We start from the raw sequence: 19296 nt of genomic DNA on the forward strand, positions 1-19296 counted from the left end.
GCTACTCCTCCTTATTCGCGGAGATGGAGACTTTTCTCACCTTCGCCAAATTACATTCATCGAGGATGTCAACAACAACTCCGTTGGGGGCATCGCGGTCGCTCACAATAATCACCGGGCGGTCCGGCGCTTCGGCCATCATCTGGCGGAGCACGGTCTGGAGCGTCGACAGGTTCACCTGGGTTTCGTTGATGTGGATGGTCCCCTGGCGGGTCACGCCAATCAAAATGCTTTCCTTGGCGAGTTCCTTTGCGGTACTTGCCTTCGGCTTCGTCACATCCACGCCCGTTTCGCGGGTAAACGTAGAAGTCACGATAAAGAAGATCAAAAGGATGAACACCATGTCGAGCATCGGCGACACATCAATGCCACCACCGCTTCTCGAACGTTTGCGTATAAAACTCATTCAACCTCCTTGGCAAAGCAGCGTTCTTCGTACTTGAGCGCTTCGCCCCAGGCATAATCACCAATAGAATCTACTCGGCTTTCGAGATAGTTGTAAACAAGCATCAGCGGGAATGCCACCAGAAGCCCAGCCTGCGTCGTGAGGAGAGCTTCGGAGATGCCATCCGCGAGCAAAACCGGGTTACCAAAACCGAACTTTTGAATCGTTTCGAACGTATGCACCATGCCAGATACAGTTCCCAAAAGTCCAAGCAAGGGAGCTATCGAAGCACAAGTTGCAATAGTCTTGAGCGATTTCGAAAGGCTTACATCCAAATTATGGCGCGTTGCAAGCATGGCATTACGCACGGCAACCGGCCCATCTTTGCGGTACTCACGCACGTTTTCGACAAGCGCAAGGAAATACCCAAAGCGACGCTTTTTTAATCGGGCAAAAGCAGCCTCCTCGCCCACAGCATCTAAATCCTTGAAGAACGCCGAAGCCGAACGCCCTTTAAGCATCAAATAATAGCCGTAACGTTCAAACATCAAAAACCAACCAAGCCACCCGATGAGGAACAACGGGAGCAACACCCAGCCGCCGCGCAGCAGGATGCTCATGGTCGCTTCGATGACGGAATATTCGTCCATTACTTTTCCTTAATCCAAATGGCGTTAAGAACAGCAAGGCCAGTCTTTTCCATACGGGTACGGACAGAATCGGCAATGTTCACGAGAAGCGTGTGCAAAAGCTGCAGCGGAATAGCCACAATAAGGCCAGCTTCCGTCGTCACGAGAGCAATGGAAATACCGCCTGCCAAAAGCTTCGGGTCGCTCGTGCCATGCATGGTAATCACGTTAAAGAGTTCGATCATACCCATAACGGTACCCAAGAGACCAAGGAGCGGAGCCGTTGCCGCAAACACGGAAATCCAGCTGAGACCCATTTCGAGTTTTGGCACTTCGCCTGCGAACAAGACTTCGAGGGACTTTTCTGCACTTGCGCGGTCCTTGAAATTCTTGCCGAGTACAGAACGCAACACCTTGCCCACTTCGCCGCGAGTCTTCACGGATTCAGCCGTAGCAAGTTTCACATCGCCAACAGCAAGCGCCTTTGTTGCAGCTCGAGCGCTACGACCACCAAAGCCAAGCACAATGAGCCACACTAAACGCACGAGGAATATGATAATACCGAGAATAAAGAGCGTTGCAATCGGGTACATCAAGATACCGCCATTATGGAAGAATTCTGCAAAGTCTTCTTTCCACGTTGTTTCCTGATGGTTTGCAAGTTCGCTCGAAAGTTCTGTACTGAGGAGCACATCGACCGGCACCATCACGAATGCGGAATCGTTTGCACCGGCGAAAGCCTTAGCCACATCCTTGCGCATTTCGGGCGTGAGATTTTCTTGCCAGCTATAAATGCGCTTCTTTTCACCTGCGACCGGGAGCATCAAAGCCGACGGGTGGAATCCGTTCACGTCGGTAACTTTAGCCATCTGCATGGCAAAGAGACCTCCCAAACGCATACGGTCGCCTTCGGCAACAGAACTACCGAACATGAGGTCAGCTTTTTCAACACGAGCTTCGCGAGTGAACTTCATTTCTTTCTTCGCGACATCAAGCATCGCCTGCGCAATGCGGAGCGGATTATCCCTGTACAGGGACATTTCCTTTTTGACCTTGTTCTGCGCTTCGACACGTTCAGCCATCTTGAACGGCACGCCCTGTTCCTGGAACTTGGCAAGCATTTCCAAGCGTTCCGGGCCCGGAGCAAGCGTGAGGTATTCAGCACGAGCCTTTTCGGCCTGCAACTTGACCTGAGCCAAGTCTTCGCGAGCCACGCGCACATCTTCGAGCAAGCGAGTGCGTTCAGACATCAAGGCGTCCACGCGTTCCTTGCCGAGCTGATACTTTTCATTAAACAGTTCACGTTCCTTGTTGAACGTTTCGCGGTCCTTCCAGCGGGCAGCCACAGCCATATCACGCTTGCGGCGTGCTTCTTCGAGGTCAGCCTTTGCGCTATTGAGTTCGGCACGCTTCTTGACGGCATCGACAGTCACGTTCTGCTGAGCGTAAGAAGCCGGTGCGAGAATGGCAAATGCTGCGATTAGCAAAGGCAACAAGAAAAACGTCCTGGATCCTTCGACTTCGCTCAGGATGACACAACCATTCTCTCGTCTCTCGTCTCTCGTCTTTCGTCTAAAAAGCATTAGTTAGCCTCCTTCGGGAAAGAGACCGGTATAGTTACAAGTCTTGGAGCTGTTTTGCCTTCGGCAACCTTCATCACGTCCTTGAGAATTGTACGCATCGTGAGGTCTTCGGAAACGTTCTTCCATGCGTAGCCGGAGCCGTTTCTGGTAAGGAACAAGACATCATTACCATCGTTACCAACGAAAATCGAAGCGACTGCACCGTAACGCAAATACGTTCCCGCCACGTTGCGAGTATCCACCTGCAAAAAGCCCTTCCAAACTTCGGTGGTGTAACCCAGGCGGATGCGGTCGTAGAAAACCTCCATCGTACGGTTCAAAGCATCGTCCGTTTCGATAAGTCCCTTATGAAGCAAACTTGCAATTTCTTGAATGCTCTTGACCGCTTCGTCCGTGCGGTACGGAAAATCCGATTCAAAGAACGGTACAAGAGAATCGATAACGGTAGCAAGCGAGTCTGCGTACTTCGTCTTGCGGCCCTCAAAATAGCGAATCGAGCCATTTGTTTTGGCGCGTGCATTCGAAATTTTCTTGAGTTCGACCTTGAGCGAATCGATTTCTGCCTTTAGAGATTTATTCTGCGCCGAGAGGTTCTGCACTTTTTTGCGACCGACTTCGACGAATTCGGCATGACGCTTTTTTTCGGCATCGTGCATTGATTTTTCGCGGGCCGTTTCGGCTTCAACAGCCTTAATTTGGCGGCGAACGCTTTCGACCGTTTCTTGGGCCTGGGCAATTACGCCTGTAAGTCCAAGACACAACAATACTTTAGGAAGGAATGAAAAATTCATGTGCAATAAGATACAAAGAAGTGCGCCAAAAATTCACGCACTGATTCAATTTTTATGTAAAAACGGCGCAAAAAACGCATTTTTTCGCGTTTTTGCGTTATTCTGCGAGGAGTTTTGCCATATCAGCAGGGTACGCGTGGCTTTCGAATGTACGGGGTTCGTTCCAATACGGGAGTTGGAGTTCGACCTTATACGCAAAAAGCATTTGGTTATGGGCTCCAAGCACCTTGATATCGTCATCTGTGAGTTCACCACCCTGCGCAAGTTTCTGGTAATACTCGCCATCACGATAGTACAAGCGGTCACCCACAATCGGGTAACCCATCTCAGCAAGATGAGCACGAATCTGGTGCTTACGTCCCGTGATGAGTTCCGCCTCGACTAGCGAAAGTTCCGGGGCAATTTCGGGGCAATTTAAATGGCGCACGAGCTTAAAGCGCGTAAAACATTCCTTACCATCTGCACGGTGATGCATGCGCAAGCGAATCGGGTCTTCCGGGTCTTCGCGCAACGGAATTTTGCACTCGAATTCACCTTCGGGGAACTTACCTCGCACCACGGCAAGATAGAACTTGCGGAGCAAAATGCGGTCGAGATTTTTTTGGAAACGCGCAGCCGTTTCACCATATCTTGCAAACAAGATAAGTCCACCGGTATCACGGTCCAATCGGTGCATCGGCGTTGCCGTTTCAGAATCAAATTCACGACGGATAATTGCTGCAAACGTGTTGTAGAAAATGCGGCCCGTATGGTGCACAGGAACACCCGCAGGCTTTGCAACTAGAATAAATTCATCATCTTCAAAGACGGTCTCGAAATCCGTCGGAACTTCGGGCTCGCTATAATTTTCAACGTGGTACACGACCTTGTCGCCGCGATGCGCAATCGTTTCCACGTTCGCCACCACCCCGTTAATCGTCACAAGACCACGCGTCAAACGGTCAATCCAATCTTCGCGGCTGTGGTACGTAAAGCGGTCACTGAGGGAATCGAGCAAAAGGCGACCTTCGTATTCCGGGCGCACTTCGCTCTCGAAGAACATATCAGAAGGAGCTTTGCCCATTTTATTCCCTGTACAAATCGTGCTTGATAATGTAATCGTAAACCGAGGGTTCCAGTCCTTGCGGACAAACGCTACGATTCAGCAAAAGTTCCCTACGAATAGCGGTACTCGAATAAACGCCGTTAAAACCTTGTTCCGGACCAAGCCAATAAAGCGGAGCATAGCCTTTACGATTATGTTGTTCCATATCCGGTTGCGGATAGCCATTGCGAGCAAACACAATCAGTTCAATATCGCGAAGCAGTAAATGTCCGTTGTAGTTCGTTCCGTAAAAATTCAAGGGATCGCGCCAATGCGGAATACCTTCGTAGGTATCGGCACCGGTCAGCAAGCGGAAATTGATATCCGGGAATTTTTCCCTGAGACTCATCAAAAAAACGTAAGAACCACGGTAATCGCCTTGCTGAATTTCCAAGTCCGAAAGCACCAAGCGCTTATCGCCCGAAAAAGCAAGTTCAAGCATAGCAAAGCGGTCTTCGGGGCTTGCATTCAGCTTCTTGTCCCAACGATCGGGACTCGGCATAAACCAAACTTCATCACAAAATCCACGATCCAGACAAGTTCTAGCCACACGCATGTGATCTTTATGGACCGGATCAAAAGCACCACCTAAAACAGCAACATTCTTCATCAATCAACTCATTAAAACTTTTACAAACTAATAAACAAAGACTGCAAAGCCTATATTCATTTGCATGCGTCCGCCCGAAACATCTCTATCAACAAACGGGTCATAATGCTTTCGAACCCAGTGATAACCGAAATCTAGCGTCAGCAAAGTACGTGAGAAAACAAACCAGAATGTGCCAAAACCTACGCTCCATTCATTCCATGCAATATCGCCATTTGCACTCAACGCACTCACGCGAGAATAAGAGCCCGTCAAGTAAAACTCGCTAAAAAGATGGGTGCCCAAATCAACGCTAAAGCTCGACGTTTCAACTTCATTCTTCTTATCGTCATCCTGTTCTTCGTAACTCGAAAAGCCATAACCCAAGCGCAAGAATGCTATTCCCGGAATCCACGCACCAATCATCGGTCGGACACTGCAAAGGCCAACATCGCTACCATTGCCAACACCAGCCCCAGAGCCAATGCCAAAGGAACCGCCAACAATCAACGGAAGGCGCATACCCATTCCAGCACCCCCTGCAGACGATTGACCAAGCGGATTAAACACGCCCGAAGAAGTAGCCCCGCCCTGAGCAAAAGACGATGTAGCAGTGGCAAGAGCAAACGCAATGACAACCATTACGCGCATAAACATTTTCGAGAAAACAGCGTTCATTTTTTTCATCTTAGAGTACCAATATTACAGCGAAAGCAAAGCCCATAACAGCATTAAACAACGCATCAAATTTCAGGACGAGATAGCCCTTTTTGGATAGGCATCCATCACGCAAAACTTGAATTAAAAACTTATCCGAGACAAACAACGTCAAAAGCAATTTAACAACAACCAACGCTACAATCCAAAAGACAATATCCGAGAAATAAACGAGAACAACATAGCCGATGGACAACAAGCAAGAAGATAAAATATTGGTTAAACGCAAAACGGAATCCGAAGCCGAATTTTCTTTCGCTATATTCAGGAATTCACCGATTTTATCGCTCACCGTCTTGAAGCTGGCGGAAAACTCAGAAATGTTATACCCCATCAATACAATCGATGCGATAAGGGCTATTTTAACTACAACGTCAGACATGAATTACTTTCCTGAATTTAAAATTCGCACATAACTAGCATACCGAGCTTCGGACAATTTACCCGATTCAACAGCAGCACGTACCGCGCATCCCGGTTCCTTGAGATGTTTGCAGTTACTAAACTTGCAAGTAAAATGGTCGTCGTCAAAAAAGCCCGGGAAAATTTTGGCAAGCGTTTCCGGTTCCAAGTCCATGAGGCCAATGCTTCGGATACCCGGCGTGTCGATAACATAGCCGCCACCGGGGAAATCGAACAGGCTTGAAGAAGTCGTCGTATGCCTTCCCTTGCCATCACGTTCACGGACATCTCCCGTACGCAGTTCGGCATGCGGAACAAGCTCATTGATAAGCGTCGACTTGCCGACCCCGCTCATACCACTAAAGACCGATGACTTTCCGACCAGTTCGTTGCGCAAGACCTCGAGGCCTTCACCACTTTTAACACTCACGGGAATCACCTTGTCGACTATTTTCAAGAAATCGCGGATATCGCTTGAGAGGTCAGCTTCGCCATTCGGGAGCAAGTCCATCTTGGTGAGCACAAGAACAAACGGCAGATCATTCAAGTTCGCGGCAAGCAAAAAACGGTCCATGAAGCCGTAATTGAAGTCCGGCTGCGTCACGCTAGCCACAATGACAACCTGGTCGATATTTGCGGCAAGCGTCTGCTGCTTGTAAAAGCTATCGCGCGGGCCCGGGCGCTTGAGTTCGCTCTTTCGCGGAAGTACGCGGACAACACAATACTTTTGTGAACCAACACCATCGCCCTCGTCATCGCCGTCATTCACAAGACCAAGCAAAACACGGTCCCCAACAGCTGGGAATTCCCCGAGCGTCTTGGAGGTTGTAGCGCGATACATGGCAGTAACAGTGGTATTCGGAATTTGGGATTCAGAATTAGGAAGGTTGTCATGCCCGCCTTGAGCGGGCACCTCCTTCTCGTCTAAGCGCACTTCACAGGTACGGCGATGCACTTCGAGCACAAGGCCTTCTACACAATTTTCTTCACCAATATTTTCGACCGGATTCTTGATGCGCTTGATTTTCGCCTTTTTAAATTCGCGGCTAAAGCGCTCCTTTATAGGCCGTTCATCCACCACACCCGATTCTAATTCTCGCATCACGTCAATACGGCGACTTCTGTGTTCTCGCCTCGACGTACGAACACTCTTCAACGGAGCATCTTCATTTTCGACAGAATCAAAATCGTTATTTCGCATTTTTAGTCAATTTAGAAAGTTTTTCGTCTTCGAGCTCTCTAGATTCTTCCAGTTCCTCTTCAGTTACCGGACGTCCGCGCCTAATAGATTCCATCAAAAAATGAATTGCTTTCAACCGGCCATTGCACTTTTCAATGCAATTATCGTAAAAACCCTTCGTTTTCCAGTCACTTTCGGGAATATGTTCAGCGGCATACAGAAAATGTTCAACACAAATAGAAAGCTGGTCCGCTTCCTTTCTTAGATCTTCCAGATTACTTTTGGTGAAAAAAGCCATGATATAAAGATAGTATTTTAGTGAATATCAGGAATTTTTGATTGATATATTGCTCTAAGTTCTATTTTCTGCGCTCAAATTGCATTTTTTTGTAAACTTTTGAAACTTTTATATATATTAAAAAACATGAAATCGACACTATACACGCTTTTCAAGATGGTACGTCCAGCAAATATCGTGATTGCAATAATCACGCTATTAATCGGCTATGGGTTACTAGAGCACTACCCACCCATTTACGTTCTGCTTTTGCAGATTCTCGGGTTTGCATCTGCACTCGGGTTTGCAAACATCCATAACGATATTATCGACAAGAAAAGCGACAAGCTGAACCGTCCAGAACGTCCGCTCGTGACTGGCAAGGTCACCATCAAATCCGCCAAAAAGGCGTGGATAGCTCTTGCAATACTCGCAATTCTCTGCGGACTTGGCGATACTATTATACAATGCGTGAAGTTCATGAACGTCGTCAAAGACTGGGAACATGCAGCGGCATTTGGCATAGAAGGTGCTATCATCCTGACATTCCCTTTGTGGTTTTTCGTTCTTCTTATCGCACTGCTCACGGCATATAACCGCAGAATAAAGCACACCCCGCTCGTCAAGAACATAACAGTCGCATTTCTCTGCACAACTCCTTTGCTATATGCGGTGCAGCACTACTTTAACTTTGCAAATTACGAAAGCCCCGTAAATGAAACGTGGGCAATCATCCCAGCCATTCCACTTACATTTTTGATTACAACCGCTCGTGAAATTTACAAGGACCTCCAAGACGAAACAGGTGACCTTAAGGTCGGTATCAAGACATTCCCGCTTATCGCAGGTGCAAAGGCCGCACGAGTCCTCGCCGGTATAATTATTGGCATTACCTGGTTATTGCTCCCCGTCCCTGTATTCTTCATGGAAGAAGCCTATAACAATAATTATCCGCCGCTGTTCCTTATCATTACAGGAATAACACTCACTCCCTGCTTTATCTACACTCTTATCAAAGCATGGCGACATAAATACCATCTAGCACAGAACGTCTTAAAAGTTGCAATGGTCATAGGTTTACTTGCACTATTCATCAGCAAGTATGCCGCCAACTAAAAATGAAAAGAGCCGCTTTCAAAAGCGGCTTTTTATATGGCATCGTATTTTATACGATTAAGTTTTATTAAGCGTTTTCAAAGGTCCAGCGGATGTGTTCGTCCAAGAAGTCATGGGCATCAAACACAAGTCCAAAGGTGTCCTTGATTTTTTGAACATCATAGAGCATCGGTTCATCGCCCCAGCCCATGTCGGTTTCCACGATTTTAGAAGTGCAATCAGGCTTAAGAGCAATCATCTTTTCAGCAATTTCTTTCCAGCTGATCCATTCGGAACCGAGACCGAGGAAGATTTCTTCATTGAGGTCCGATTCAAGCAACTTCATATAAATCTGAGCCTGCTGGGAAGCATGAATAAACTGCGTTCCGTCATTCTTGATAATATGAATATCGCGGTTTTCCTTGACGGCGTAAGCCATTTCAAAGAAGCGGCGGTCCGGCTGCGAGCATCCATCGGGGAATGCCGGATTGCCAAACGTATAACCCGGACGGATGATATTGCGCTTCATCTTGACTTCAGGAAACTGGCTCCCGTAACCATGGCTAAAACCAAGCACGTAGGCTTCGCCAGCAGCTTTGGTCGCACCATACAAATCGATAGGCATGCTGCTAGTCGTCTCTCGCATTTCGGAACGGACACGGCCCATAGCAGAGGTGCTGCTCGTCATGATAAACTTTTCGCATCCTGCACGAGCGGACATTTCCAAAAGAGCAACAGTTGCACGGGTATCGTTCATGAGCATGGCGCTCGGGGTATCACCCCAGCCAAGAGCTACATGAATACAAGCGTCACAGCCAATCAGGCCCTCACCCATTTTTTCGAAATCTGTCAAAGCTGCTTCGACAAAAGAAACATTCGGATTCGACCTTAAGGTTGGCACCTTGTTCGGATGGCGTGTAGCAACGACTACTTCATGCCCTTTTTCCAAAAGAGCCTTAACTACATAATGGCCAATAAACCCAGTTCCACCCGTTACAAAAACTCTCATACGACTTCCTTTTTGACACCTATCTTTTTTAATATAGATTATGTCGGTTCAATCCGGCAAGATTTATAGGCGTATATTTATTGTTTTTAGAGCTTTTTCACGTAAAAACAGACTTATTTAGTTTTTCCCCAGTTTCTTAAAAATTTTGATACGGCACATTCAAGCAACAACACATTCTAATAACTAGTAACTATCAACTAATTTACTAGATTAAATCGCAAAGATTTTTAGTGAGGTTTTTATGTCCCGTTTACGCGTTTTGGTTTTGATGGGCGGTCCATCTACAGAACATGATGTTTCAGTCGTCAGCGGCACCGGCGTCGTGCGTGCCATGGATCCGGAAAAGTATAACATACACCCGGTGCTCATAGACAAAGACGGCACCTGGCACTGGTCTTCCCGCGAACTTTCTCCGTACCAAAAAGCAAACTTCTCTGCAAACTATTTCTATAGCCTCGAAGGCTCGGCCGCAAACAAGAAAAAGTCTCCGGCCCTTTCGGAACTTCCGTCTGCCGACATCGCATTCCTTGCCCTCCACGGCAAATGGGGCGAAGACGGACACATCCAGGCATTGCTTGAAAACTGGAACATCCCGTACACGGGCTGCGGCCTTTTGGCATCGGCTCTTGCCATGGACAAAATCAAGTCCAAAGAAATTTATCGAGCAAACAACATCCCGACACCGCCCTACCGCGTCATCTGGAAGCACGACTTCACCGGTGACACGCTCGTGAGCGTTGCCGACGAACTTGGATTCCCGCTCGTCATCAAAGACCCGCTGGGAGGTTCTTCCATCGGCATTGGCATAGCAAAGGATCTTGACGAAGCCGGCAAGATTGCCCAGGACTTGTTCAAGGACTCCAACCGTTTGCTCTGCGAAAAGTTCATCGCCGGTGGCGAAGCCAGCTGCGGTTACATCGAAGGCGAAAAGCCCTTGCCGCCAACTGAAATGCGTATGACCACTCGCGAATACTTCGACTACGAAGCCAAGTACAATGGCGAATGTAAGGAAGTGACGCCGGCCGAATTCGCACCGGAACTCACCGCTCGCATCCAGGAACTTGTAAAGAACGCTCACTACGCTTTGGGTGGCGCAGGCTACAGCCGTACGGACGTCCGCATTACAAAGGATGGCGAACTTTTCGCCATCGAAACGAACACCCTCCCAGGCATGACGCCAACGTCTCTACTGCCGCAACAGGCCGCATGCAATGGCATCACATACAGCCAGCTAATCGACCTCATCATCGACAAGAGCTTGGAGATCAAGCGCTAACTAACGGCTATTGACCAATGACTAACTACGACTTAATAGTAGATACATCCCGCAAGGGAATTTCGATGGCGCTGTATGCAGGCTCGATTTACGAAGAAATCGTAGACCCGGCTGGCAAAGGCGAAGTCTTGAGTGCAAGCCTCGATTCTCTGCTTGCGAAAGTCGGCGCTACGCTCGATGACGTGAAGCGGGTCATGGTGACAGTTGGACCTGGTTCGTTCAGCGGACTGCGCACGGGCGTCGCATTCTGCCAAGGGCTTTGCTTTAGCGGCAAACGCAATTTGTACGGCGTGACGACATTGCAGGCTCTCGCCTGCTTTGCTGGCGTCCCCGGTGAATCTGTTGCAGTCGTAATTCGCGCACGCAATGGGTTCTGGTACTTGCGATTGAACAACGAAGAAAGCTTTATCGAAACCGAAGAAGTCATAGCACGACTCAAGGGGAGCTCTGTTAAGACAGCCGTTGTCGATGCCGCTGCACTTGCAGACGAAGCGCTTTCGACTGTTTTTGCAGAACAAGGTATTTCAACAACACTCGATACAGGCAAGCCACTTAGCATGTGGTCTCCGCTTTTTGAAACGGTAAAGCCTTCACTTATTCAAGAAGCCAACTACATCCAGCCCTCGTACTTCGAGAAGTTGAAGGTGTAATCGCCATGCAACTGCGCGAAATGACCGAAAATGATTTGCCTCCAGTTCTCGAATTGCAACGGGAACTGGCATTTCAGGACTGGAATGAAAAGCAATTTCTGTCGGAAATCCGCGCAAGTTATGCGTACTGCGTTGTTTGCGAGGATGATGGCGGCAGTCCAAATGGCGACACAAGCCGCGCACTCTTAGGTTATGCCATATTCCATTTGCTCGGTTCCGATTCCGAACTGTTGAGTATTGCCACCCGCACTTCAGAACAGCGCAAGGGCATCGGCAGCCAACTTTTGAAAGCCGGTTTAAATAAACTAACCGAAAGCGAAGACCAATGTTTTTTGGAAGTCCGCAAAGGGAACGTCAAGGCCCGCGCCTTTTACGAAAAGCATGGTTTTAAGCAATACAACGTCCGCAAAAATTACTATTCCGATGGCGAAGATGCTATTTTGTATGTTTTCAAGAACGCGCCCACAGCATAACAGGCAAGACAATCTAAGCAGGTAATTACTTTGTCAAATATTCTAAAGTCCGATAAAAACGATCGTAAGAAAAAAAATTTCAGCGTAGGAATTGCGCTGCTTGTTTTGCTTGCCATAGCCATCATCATCTATATTACCTTTGAAAAAAGCGGTCATTGGCTTGTTCAAGACGATAATTTCGAGCACGTTAAATGGGTTACCATACTCGACGGGCAAACAGCGGACTTAGAACGCAACGATTTTGCAGCAGAACTCGTAAGAGAAGGCAAAGCGGATTCCGTGCTGATTCTTGGCCGTCGAATTTACCGCGATCGTAGCAATGCAGAATTTTACGCCGAAGATTTCATGAAACTCGGTGACTTCGACAAAAACGCAGTTTTTCTCGTTCCACACAACGACCCCTCCACCATCAGCGAAGCCTATTCACTCATTCCTTGGTTAAAAAAGCACAACGCAGACACGGTTCTTCTTATCACTGATGCTGCATCGACATACCGCGTCAAAAGGATTTTCCAAAAGCTATCTGGAAACAGCCCTGTTTACTTGACCAAAGATATCAAGCACGTCACATATAACCCTTCTTGCTGGTACAGCAATAGAGAATCACGCAAAAACTGGCTCCGCAGTTGGGCCGCTTTATTCGCATCGTATTTCGATTTATTCAATACCGATACGCTCGAAGCTGTTGATTCGTCTTATTACAAGCCTATCAAATCTTACGCCGAATACAAGCGCGAAATCAGCTCGAATGTCAACTTGCAAAAGCTCCTACCGAAAATTGAAGACAAGATAAAAGCGGAATCGGAAAAAGAAGCGGCCAAAGATTCTATAAAGGCGTCTGAAAAAGTTCAAGTCAAAGAAACTAAAGAATCGCCGAAAGAGCAGTCCAAAACGCAAACGAAGGACCAACCGAAAGAAAAAGCCAAAGAAAAGGCTTCCGAAAAGAAGGCTGACGTTAAGAAACGAAAATAACGAAACACTATTACGTCATTCTGATGGCGAAGCCCCAACCTCTTTGGCTCGGTTATATCCATGCAAGCATGGCTGCAACGCTCGCCTTCTGAGGTTGTTTTCGCTTCGCTCAGGATGACGGAGATGCAGAGCATTTCACTAAAGCAACAATTAAGCACTCAGCAATAACAGTGCAGCAGTCAAAGGCGCGCTCCAGTTAATTGCAACTTCGTTACTTGCAAACGAGCACTGTTCATCTGCATAGGACATTCCCGGAGCATCCCCAAGATAATGAGGATTGCGGTGAGCATCCTGACGGTCCACGTTGATTCCCCCGACAACAAGTCCAGGCACTGGTTTCACAACACCATCGGAATGGCTAATGCGATGATGCGGGAATTTCGGAGAATTCCATGAAGAACCCGTTACAAAACTCACGTCCACGGGATTCCTGCCATAGATAAACTCAATTTGTTCCATTGCAGCCTTGCAATATTTCGGTTCTTTAAACCATTCATACGCCAAATACAAAGTAAGCGCATGGTTTGCAATATCACCATTACTGCCCCAAATAAACTTGCGGATCGATAAGCTATACGGGTCTTCATTTTGCAACTTGAGGATTTCTTCAGCCGTGTACATAAAAGCCTTTCGAGCTTTTTCAGTCCACTTGCAATCCATTGTGGCAAGCGCAAACCAAGCCAAGTTCTGCGTCGAGCGCCATTGCAAACCATATGTCGGCAAAAACGCTTCCATATCCGCAGGGAGTTGCTTTTCAATCCGTTCAATCAATTCCGCGGCAACACCGCCAACAATTTTATCTGCATTTTCTGCAACAAGTGCGCGGTAAAGCATTGCACGCGCCCAGAAAAAGTCATCGCCTAAATCCGGGTCCCCATATCCGCCACTGCCTTCCGTATTATGCGGCCAATCGACTTCGGGATTTTGTTCAGCCCACAAATAAGCACGGACGCTAGCCTTTAAACACTCAGCCGCAAAGTCAGCATCGACATCCGTATATAAGCAATACGCTTGCGCCAAGGCGCCCACAAAGTTCAATGTAGACGAAGTCGACTTTCCAAGAATGTAACGCTTTTGCGAAGCATCCGATTCCGCCGGAGTTACAAAGCCATCCCAACGGTAAGGAGTCACCTTGAAGAAAACGCCGCCATCATCATCTTGCATGCGCAAGAAAAATTCAAGTTCAAAACGGATTTCATCGAGTAGGCTCACCGGCTGTTCAAAGGATTCTTTAAAAGCGGCACCGCCCACAAATTCCGATGTCTTTCGCAGTTCACAAGCGAGCATCAACGTTGCAACACTCACGCCACCATTCACAATATACTTGCCATAATCGCCGGCATCATACCAGCCCCCATGAGCATTCCAAACCCCGGAACGATTCATGGTCGGGTGAAATTCCAACGCAGAGTCCAAATGCGCCGCAGGGCGAGCCCACGCCCCAGCAAATTTTGCAGGCAATTCCACGCCGCTCCGCTGATAATAGAACGACTTGATATTCGCACGAGTCTCGCGAGCAAGCCATTCTCCAGAAATCTGAAATTCATGCGAAGTTACATTCAAGCCTTCAAGAACAATTCGATACAGCCCCAAAGCCGTTACCGAAGAGAAGTCCCCTTTGTAAAGGAACTCGCCCGTATAATCGCAACGGCCCAATTTTTCGGCAACGCCCTCAAATACGCAATTTGACGAGGTGTTCAAAATTTTGAACTTGACCGACGCCAAAGAAACATCCTCCGAAAAGGCAATCAGGAAAGTCTTGGAAGATGAAGGGGCGTAACCCGGTTCACAATAATGTAATTTCGCATTCATACCCTAAGAATAACTTTTTTAGTCTAGGATATTTAAAAAAAAGCCTCTTTATTGTTTATTACAGTAAACAACAGACGGTAACATATAGCAAGATGCCAAAAAATACAATTTTGCTATTTTATTTTATGTTGAAAAATTAACCTGGCTTTGAACGCCAAGGGGATTACAACTATGAAATTGAAAAAGCCCGTCAAAATCACCCTCATCGTATTGGGATCACTCGTCGTACTCTACTTCGTTGCGCTCCTCGTGGCCCCCAAAATCGCCCGCAGCTACATCGAAGAACATTCCAAGGAGATGATTGGTCGAAGCATCACCATCAAGGACATCAGCCTGAACCCGTTCACGTACGTTCTCGATGTCGATACGCTCGCCATCCTGGAAGCTGACGACAAGACCAAATTCGTCGCATTCGACAAGTTCAGCATGAACATCAACCCGCTGAAGCTCATCACGAGAACATTGGATATCAGCGACATCTACATGAAAGCCCTCTACGTTCGCACCACGCAGCACGGAGAGCGCTTCAACTTCAGCGACATTCTTGAATTCTTGGCGCAAAAAGACAGCATCTACTACGCCGAACATCCTGAAGAAAAGAAAGCCCAAGATAACGAAAGCAAGAGCGCTGCAGAAATCGCAGCCGGCCTTCCGGTCAAACTCAGCCTTAGGAACATCGTCTTTGAAAAGGGTAACATCATTTACCAAGACATCAAAGTCGGTTCCAAATTCCATCTCAAGGATTTCTCCATCAACATTCCGGCAATCTACCTCGAAGACAATGCTACAGGTGTTGATGTAAGTCTCAAGTTTGCAGATGGTGGTGACCTGAGCGTTAAAGTCGATGCCAACATGGCCACGTACGATTTCAATATTTATTTGAACCTGCATAGATTCGCACTCGCCTGCATCAAGCCGTACCTGAACGATTCCATCACGTACAAGGACTTCTCGGGCTTTCTCTCGGCAAATATCACCATCAGCGGCAACATCAACAGCATACTTTCTTCCAACGTCAAGGGCAAAGTCATACTCGACAAAATTGACCTCACCGAAAAGAGCGGAAGCAAGATGGGTGCAGAAAACGTTACAGTCGGAATTGGCAAGGCAAACCTGACCGACAACGAATACCTCATCGACTCCGTCATTGTGGATGGCGCATTTGCACATATCGATTTGTACAAGGACGGCAAGACAAACTTTGACGTGCTCCTCACCCCGATGAACAAGGGTGCCGCAAAGGTAACGGATTCTACCGCAACTACCGATTCGACAGTCACAGCAGAAGCAGCTCCAAAGGCTGAACCTAAACCCGAACCGAAAGCTGAACCTAAGGCTGAACCCGTTGCAGACACAACAAGCAAAGCCACAAGCGACACAACAAGTGTAGCCAAAGCTGCAGACCAGAAGCCCGCCAAGGCAAAGAAGCTCAAGGCAAAAATCAACAAGCTTCTCGTTAAGAATACTTATATCACGATTACAGACCACACGATTATTCGTCCGTTCAACTACAAGGTGAGTGCAATTACGGTAACAGGCCAGAACATCAATTACGACACGCCTTGCAACGTGAATGTCGCCGCATCGTTCCCGGAAGGCGGAAGCCTCTCGCTCAAGTACCACGGTGCCCTCAGCAACCTCAACACAATGGACATCTACATCAGTGTCAAGAACCTTGTGCTCAAGCATTTCTCGAACTACTCGTTGCACTACACCGCCTACCCCATCAAGGCCGGTACACTTGCATTCGCTAGCGAAAACAAGATCGTGGAACGCAACCTCGATAGCAAGAACACCATCGACATTTATAACATCACCGTAGGGAACAAGGTCGACGACATCGACCCGGAATACACCGTCCCGATGAAAATCGGTCTCTACATTTTGAAGGACAAGGACGACAAGATTCAATTCGACGTACCGGTTAAAGGTAACCTCGATGACCCGGAATTCTCTTACGGAAAGATTATTTGGAAGACCGTTGTAAACCTGCTCGTGAAGGTCGCCGTGTCGCCGTTTAGACTCGTTGGAAACCTCGCTATGGCAGGCGCCAGCGCCCTCGGCTTTGACCTCGGCAAGAACGATGAAGTGCTGATTGATGCCAACACCGAAACATTCACTAGCGAACAGTACGCCAAGGCCATCAAGATGACAGAAATGATCCAAAAAGACCCGAACCTCATGCTGACATTCACGCAGTACTACAACCCGAGAAAGACAGCCAAGGAATACAAGGTCAAGCAGCTCAAAATTGATTTCTACAAACAAAAGAACAACAAGACCGAATTGAACGAGCTCGACTACAGAGCCATCGAAGAAATCAAGGATAAGGACAAGGAATTCCAAGCCTACGTCAAGGAACATTCTGCCGAAATCGACAAGAACTACATGATGAAGGTACTCCCGCAAATGGCATCAAAACGCAACGCCGACTTGCTCAAGGTTTTGCGTGCACAGCCAGGCATCACCAAGAAGAACCTCAAAGTCATCACGGCCCCGAGAGATGCGCTCCGCAACTACAAGGACAAGCCGATGTACAAGGTCACTGTAGACGTGCAATAGCGCCGGAGGCACAGTTACTAGTTACGGAGTTAATAGTTACTAGAGAAAAAGGGCATCGCTAAGCGATGTCCTTTTTTTAATTGCAAAATGAGCGAGCCGCGTAATCCAGCGCGATGCTCTTTCAAAAATTATTCGTGAATTACAGTACCCGCAACTTTCTGGTTCGCAACCTTCACACCATCCCAAAGAATGGCATTGCTGACTTCAGAATTTTCGATGACGCAATTATCCCCAACCGACACATCAGGACCGACCTTGGAATTCTTGATAACTACGTTCTTGCCGATGTGGCACGGTTCGATAATTTCAGACCCTTCGAACTGCGGAATCTTTTCTGCACTACGCTTAAGAATGTGCGCATTCGTAGAAAGCAAGGTTTCAACAAGGCCACAATCCAGCCACTTTTGAACCGGAGCGGTACGGAACTTGCAGCCGCCCTCAATCATGCGTTCAAGCGCATCCGTCAACTGGAATTCGCCCTTGGTGCGGATATCATTCTGCATGAGGTATCCCAAAGCTTCCTTGAGCGCCTTGACATCCTTGATGTAATAAATTCCAACTATAGCTTCGTCCGAAACGAATTCCTGCGGCTTTTCCACAAGGCGTTCAATAAGCCCGTCTCCATTCGTTACGGCGACTCCAAAACGCTTAGGATCTTCGACCTTGAACGTATAGAGAATATTTTCCGTCGCCTTTTCGAGAATAGACAAGTCAGCCTCGAAAAGCGTATCACCAAGAATAATCAAAAGAGGTTCATCGTCATTCACATACGGAAGCGCAAGGCTGATAGCTTCACCCAAGCCCTGAGGATTGGATTGAATCACCGTACGAACAGCACCCCATGAGGTTTTCTGCTTCAAAAATTCATCAACAACCGGAGCTTTATATCCCGTTATAAAAATCGTTTCGGATGGCTTTAAAAAAAGAGTATCATCGACAATCCAATCCAAGATTGTCTTACCAGCTACAGGAAGCAAGCACTTTGGAAGATTTTCCGTATATGGGCGAAGGCGAACGCCATTGCCAGCAACAGGAAGAACAATTTTCATTCAAAAAACCTTTTTTTTCTAGTGTATTCAAACACCCTTACTTAAAAGCAAAAGATAAAAAAAACGTAAAAAAAAAACACGATTCACATCATTTTAGACAAACAATCAGCCGTTTTTATTACAAAATTCGTTCTATGGCAAAAACACAGCTTCCAGTTTCATTTTTAAACATCCATATCTTGTAAAACCAATCCCGTTTCAAAAATAGACACTTCAATGAGAATCTCACCCACGAATACCCCTAATATATATGATTTGGATTTTGGCACGGAAATTGCTTTAAAAGGGTCGAAACAAAAATATGGTCCAATTTGGAACAACTCCAACATTAAAGTGGACCAAGCCATTTAACTGGGCATTGCCCAAAAGAGGATAAAAAAGATGATCAAGCCTTTAGCAGATCGAATCGTTGTCAAGCCGGCTGAAGCCGAACAGAAGACCTCCTCCGGTCTCTTCATTCCGGATAATGCAAAGGAAAAGCCGATGCAGGGTAAGGTCGTGGCCGTAGGTCCGGGTCGCAAGAACGACAAGGGCGAAGTCGTTGCCATGGAAGTCAAGGTTGGCGACGTGGTGCTTTATGGCAAGTACAGTGGTACTGAAGTCACCGTCGACGGAGAAAACTTCCTCATCGTTAAGGAATCCGACGTTATCGCTACTCTGTAGTAGCTAGTCAATGGTCAATAGTCGCTAGTTTCAGTTAGGCGGCAAAGCCGCGATTACAAGGTCCGATGACCAATGACTAATGACCAACAACCAAAGAA

The 19296-nt window shown here is 47.4% G+C and carries 20 protein-coding genes; 7 read left to right on the top strand and 13 right to left on the bottom strand.

Annotated features, from left to right (window positions below):
- Position 1: 1 nt before the first annotated feature.
- The 10 genes from BUA34_RS07395 to BUA34_RS07440 all read right to left on the bottom strand — a co-directional run bounded on the left by BUA34_RS07395 (position 2) and on the right by BUA34_RS07440 (position 7658).
- Positions 2–406: an ExbD/TolR family protein gene (locus BUA34_RS07395; protein ID WP_012819885.1), complete on the bottom strand. Its 405-nt coding sequence runs from the start codon at positions 404–406 to the stop codon at positions 2–4.
- On the bottom strand, positions 403–1035 hold the full coding sequence (locus BUA34_RS07400; RefSeq protein ID WP_072828098.1) for a MotA/TolQ/ExbB proton channel family protein: 633 nt from the start codon (positions 1033–1035) through the stop codon (positions 403–405). Before BUA34_RS07400 ends, BUA34_RS07395 begins: the two co-directional genes overlap by 4 nt.
- Positions 1035–2597, bottom strand: a complete 1563-nt coding sequence (locus BUA34_RS07405) for a MotA/TolQ/ExbB proton channel family protein (RefSeq protein ID WP_072828099.1) — start codon at positions 2595–2597, stop codon at positions 1035–1037. Before BUA34_RS07405 ends, BUA34_RS07400 begins: the two co-directional genes overlap by 1 nt.
- Positions 2597–3388 carry a DUF3450 family protein gene (locus tag BUA34_RS07410; protein WP_254794377.1) on the bottom strand — a complete coding sequence of 264 codons (792 nt, stop codon included), beginning with the start codon at positions 3386–3388 and terminating at the stop codon, positions 2597–2599. Before BUA34_RS07410 ends, BUA34_RS07405 begins: the two co-directional genes overlap by 1 nt.
- A 97-nt stretch (positions 3389–3485) precedes the next feature.
- Positions 3486–4451 (bottom strand): RluA family pseudouridine synthase, encoded by a 966-nt coding sequence (locus tag BUA34_RS07415; RefSeq protein WP_072828100.1) that lies wholly within the window; start codon positions 4449–4451, stop codon positions 3486–3488.
- Between the two features lies 1 nt (position 4452).
- A complete protein-coding gene (locus tag BUA34_RS07420; RefSeq protein WP_072828101.1) occupies positions 4453–5082 on the bottom strand; it encodes a nicotinate-nicotinamide nucleotide adenylyltransferase in 630 nt (209 codons plus the stop codon).
- Positions 5083–5109: 27 nt separating this feature from the next.
- Positions 5110–5739 (bottom strand): hypothetical protein, encoded by a 630-nt coding sequence (locus BUA34_RS07425; protein WP_254794378.1) that lies wholly within the window; start codon positions 5737–5739, stop codon positions 5110–5112.
- A 10-nt stretch (positions 5740–5749) separates the two neighbouring features.
- On the bottom strand, positions 5750–6160 hold the full coding sequence (locus BUA34_RS07430; protein ID WP_072828103.1) for a hypothetical protein: 411 nt from the start codon (positions 6158–6160) through the stop codon (positions 5750–5752).
- Positions 6161–6163: 3 nt separating this feature from the next.
- Complete coding sequence (gene rsgA, locus BUA34_RS07435) at positions 6164–7381, bottom strand: ribosome small subunit-dependent GTPase A (protein ID WP_072828104.1); 1218 nt, start codon at positions 7379–7381, stop codon at positions 6164–6166.
- Positions 7371–7658 carry a hypothetical protein gene (locus BUA34_RS07440; RefSeq protein WP_072828105.1) on the bottom strand — a complete coding sequence of 96 codons (288 nt, stop codon included), beginning with the start codon at positions 7656–7658 and terminating at the stop codon, positions 7371–7373. The genes rsgA and BUA34_RS07440 overlap by 11 nt, the downstream gene beginning before the upstream one ends.
- Positions 7659–7784: 126 nt before the next feature.
- Between BUA34_RS07440 and BUA34_RS07445 the strand changes: the two genes are divergently transcribed.
- Positions 7785–8753, top strand: coding sequence for a geranylgeranylglycerol-phosphate geranylgeranyltransferase (locus BUA34_RS07445; RefSeq protein WP_072828106.1), 969 nt, complete (start codon positions 7785–7787; stop codon positions 8751–8753).
- A gap of 67 nt (positions 8754–8820) precedes the next feature.
- On the opposite strand, the gene BUA34_RS07450 is transcribed toward BUA34_RS07445, so the two are convergent.
- Positions 8821–9741: an NAD-dependent epimerase/dehydratase family protein gene (locus tag BUA34_RS07450; RefSeq protein ID WP_072828107.1), complete on the bottom strand. Its 921-nt coding sequence runs from the start codon at positions 9739–9741 to the stop codon at positions 8821–8823.
- 241 nt (positions 9742–9982) lie between these two features.
- Here BUA34_RS07450 and BUA34_RS07455 point away from each other — a divergent pair, with 241 nt between their 5' ends.
- From BUA34_RS07455 to BUA34_RS07470, 4 genes are read left to right on the top strand one after another with little or no spacing between them, the layout of a single operon-like run.
- On the top strand, positions 9983–11017 hold the full coding sequence (locus BUA34_RS07455) for a D-alanine--D-alanine ligase family protein (protein ID WP_072828108.1): 1035 nt from the start codon (positions 9983–9985) through the stop codon (positions 11015–11017).
- Positions 11018–11034: 17 nt separating this feature from the next.
- Complete coding sequence (gene tsaB, locus BUA34_RS07460; RefSeq protein ID WP_072828109.1) at positions 11035–11667, top strand: tRNA (adenosine(37)-N6)-threonylcarbamoyltransferase complex dimerization subunit type 1 TsaB; 633 nt, start codon at positions 11035–11037, stop codon at positions 11665–11667.
- Positions 11668–11672: 5 nt separating this feature from the next.
- The gene (gene rimI, locus BUA34_RS07465; protein ID WP_072828110.1) at positions 11673–12140 is read left to right on the top strand and encodes a ribosomal protein S18-alanine N-acetyltransferase; all 468 of its coding nucleotides are present in this window, start codon (positions 11673–11675) and stop codon (positions 12138–12140) included.
- Between the two features lie 30 nt (positions 12141–12170).
- Positions 12171–13112 carry a YdcF family protein gene (locus tag BUA34_RS07470; RefSeq protein WP_072828111.1) on the top strand — a complete coding sequence of 314 codons (942 nt, stop codon included), beginning with the start codon at positions 12171–12173 and terminating at the stop codon, positions 13110–13112.
- 150 nt (positions 13113–13262) lie between these two features.
- On the opposite strand, the gene BUA34_RS07475 is transcribed toward BUA34_RS07470, so the two are convergent.
- Positions 13263–14924 carry a glycoside hydrolase family 9 protein gene (locus tag BUA34_RS07475; protein WP_072828112.1) on the bottom strand — a complete coding sequence of 554 codons (1662 nt, stop codon included), beginning with the start codon at positions 14922–14924 and terminating at the stop codon, positions 13263–13265.
- 171 nt (positions 14925–15095) lie between these two features.
- On the opposite strand from BUA34_RS07475, the gene BUA34_RS07480 reads away from it, so the two are divergent.
- Positions 15096–17486: a DUF748 domain-containing protein gene (locus BUA34_RS07480; protein ID WP_254794379.1), complete on the top strand. Its 2391-nt coding sequence runs from the start codon at positions 15096–15098 to the stop codon at positions 17484–17486.
- A gap of 128 nt (positions 17487–17614) precedes the next feature.
- Here BUA34_RS07480 and BUA34_RS07485 read toward each other — a convergent pair whose 3' ends face one another.
- Complete coding sequence (locus BUA34_RS07485; protein WP_072828113.1) at positions 17615–18535, bottom strand: sugar phosphate nucleotidyltransferase; 921 nt, start codon at positions 18533–18535, stop codon at positions 17615–17617.
- A gap of 381 nt (positions 18536–18916) precedes the next feature.
- On the opposite strand from BUA34_RS07485, the gene groES reads away from it, so the two are divergent.
- On the top strand, positions 18917–19198 hold the full coding sequence (gene groES, locus BUA34_RS07490; protein ID WP_012819905.1) for a co-chaperone GroES: 282 nt from the start codon (positions 18917–18919) through the stop codon (positions 19196–19198).
- The last annotated feature ends 98 nt before the right edge of the window (positions 19199–19296 follow it).

The organism is Fibrobacter sp. UWB12 (assembly GCF_900142485.1).
GTDB lineage: Bacteria > Fibrobacterota > Fibrobacteria > Fibrobacterales > Fibrobacteraceae > Fibrobacter.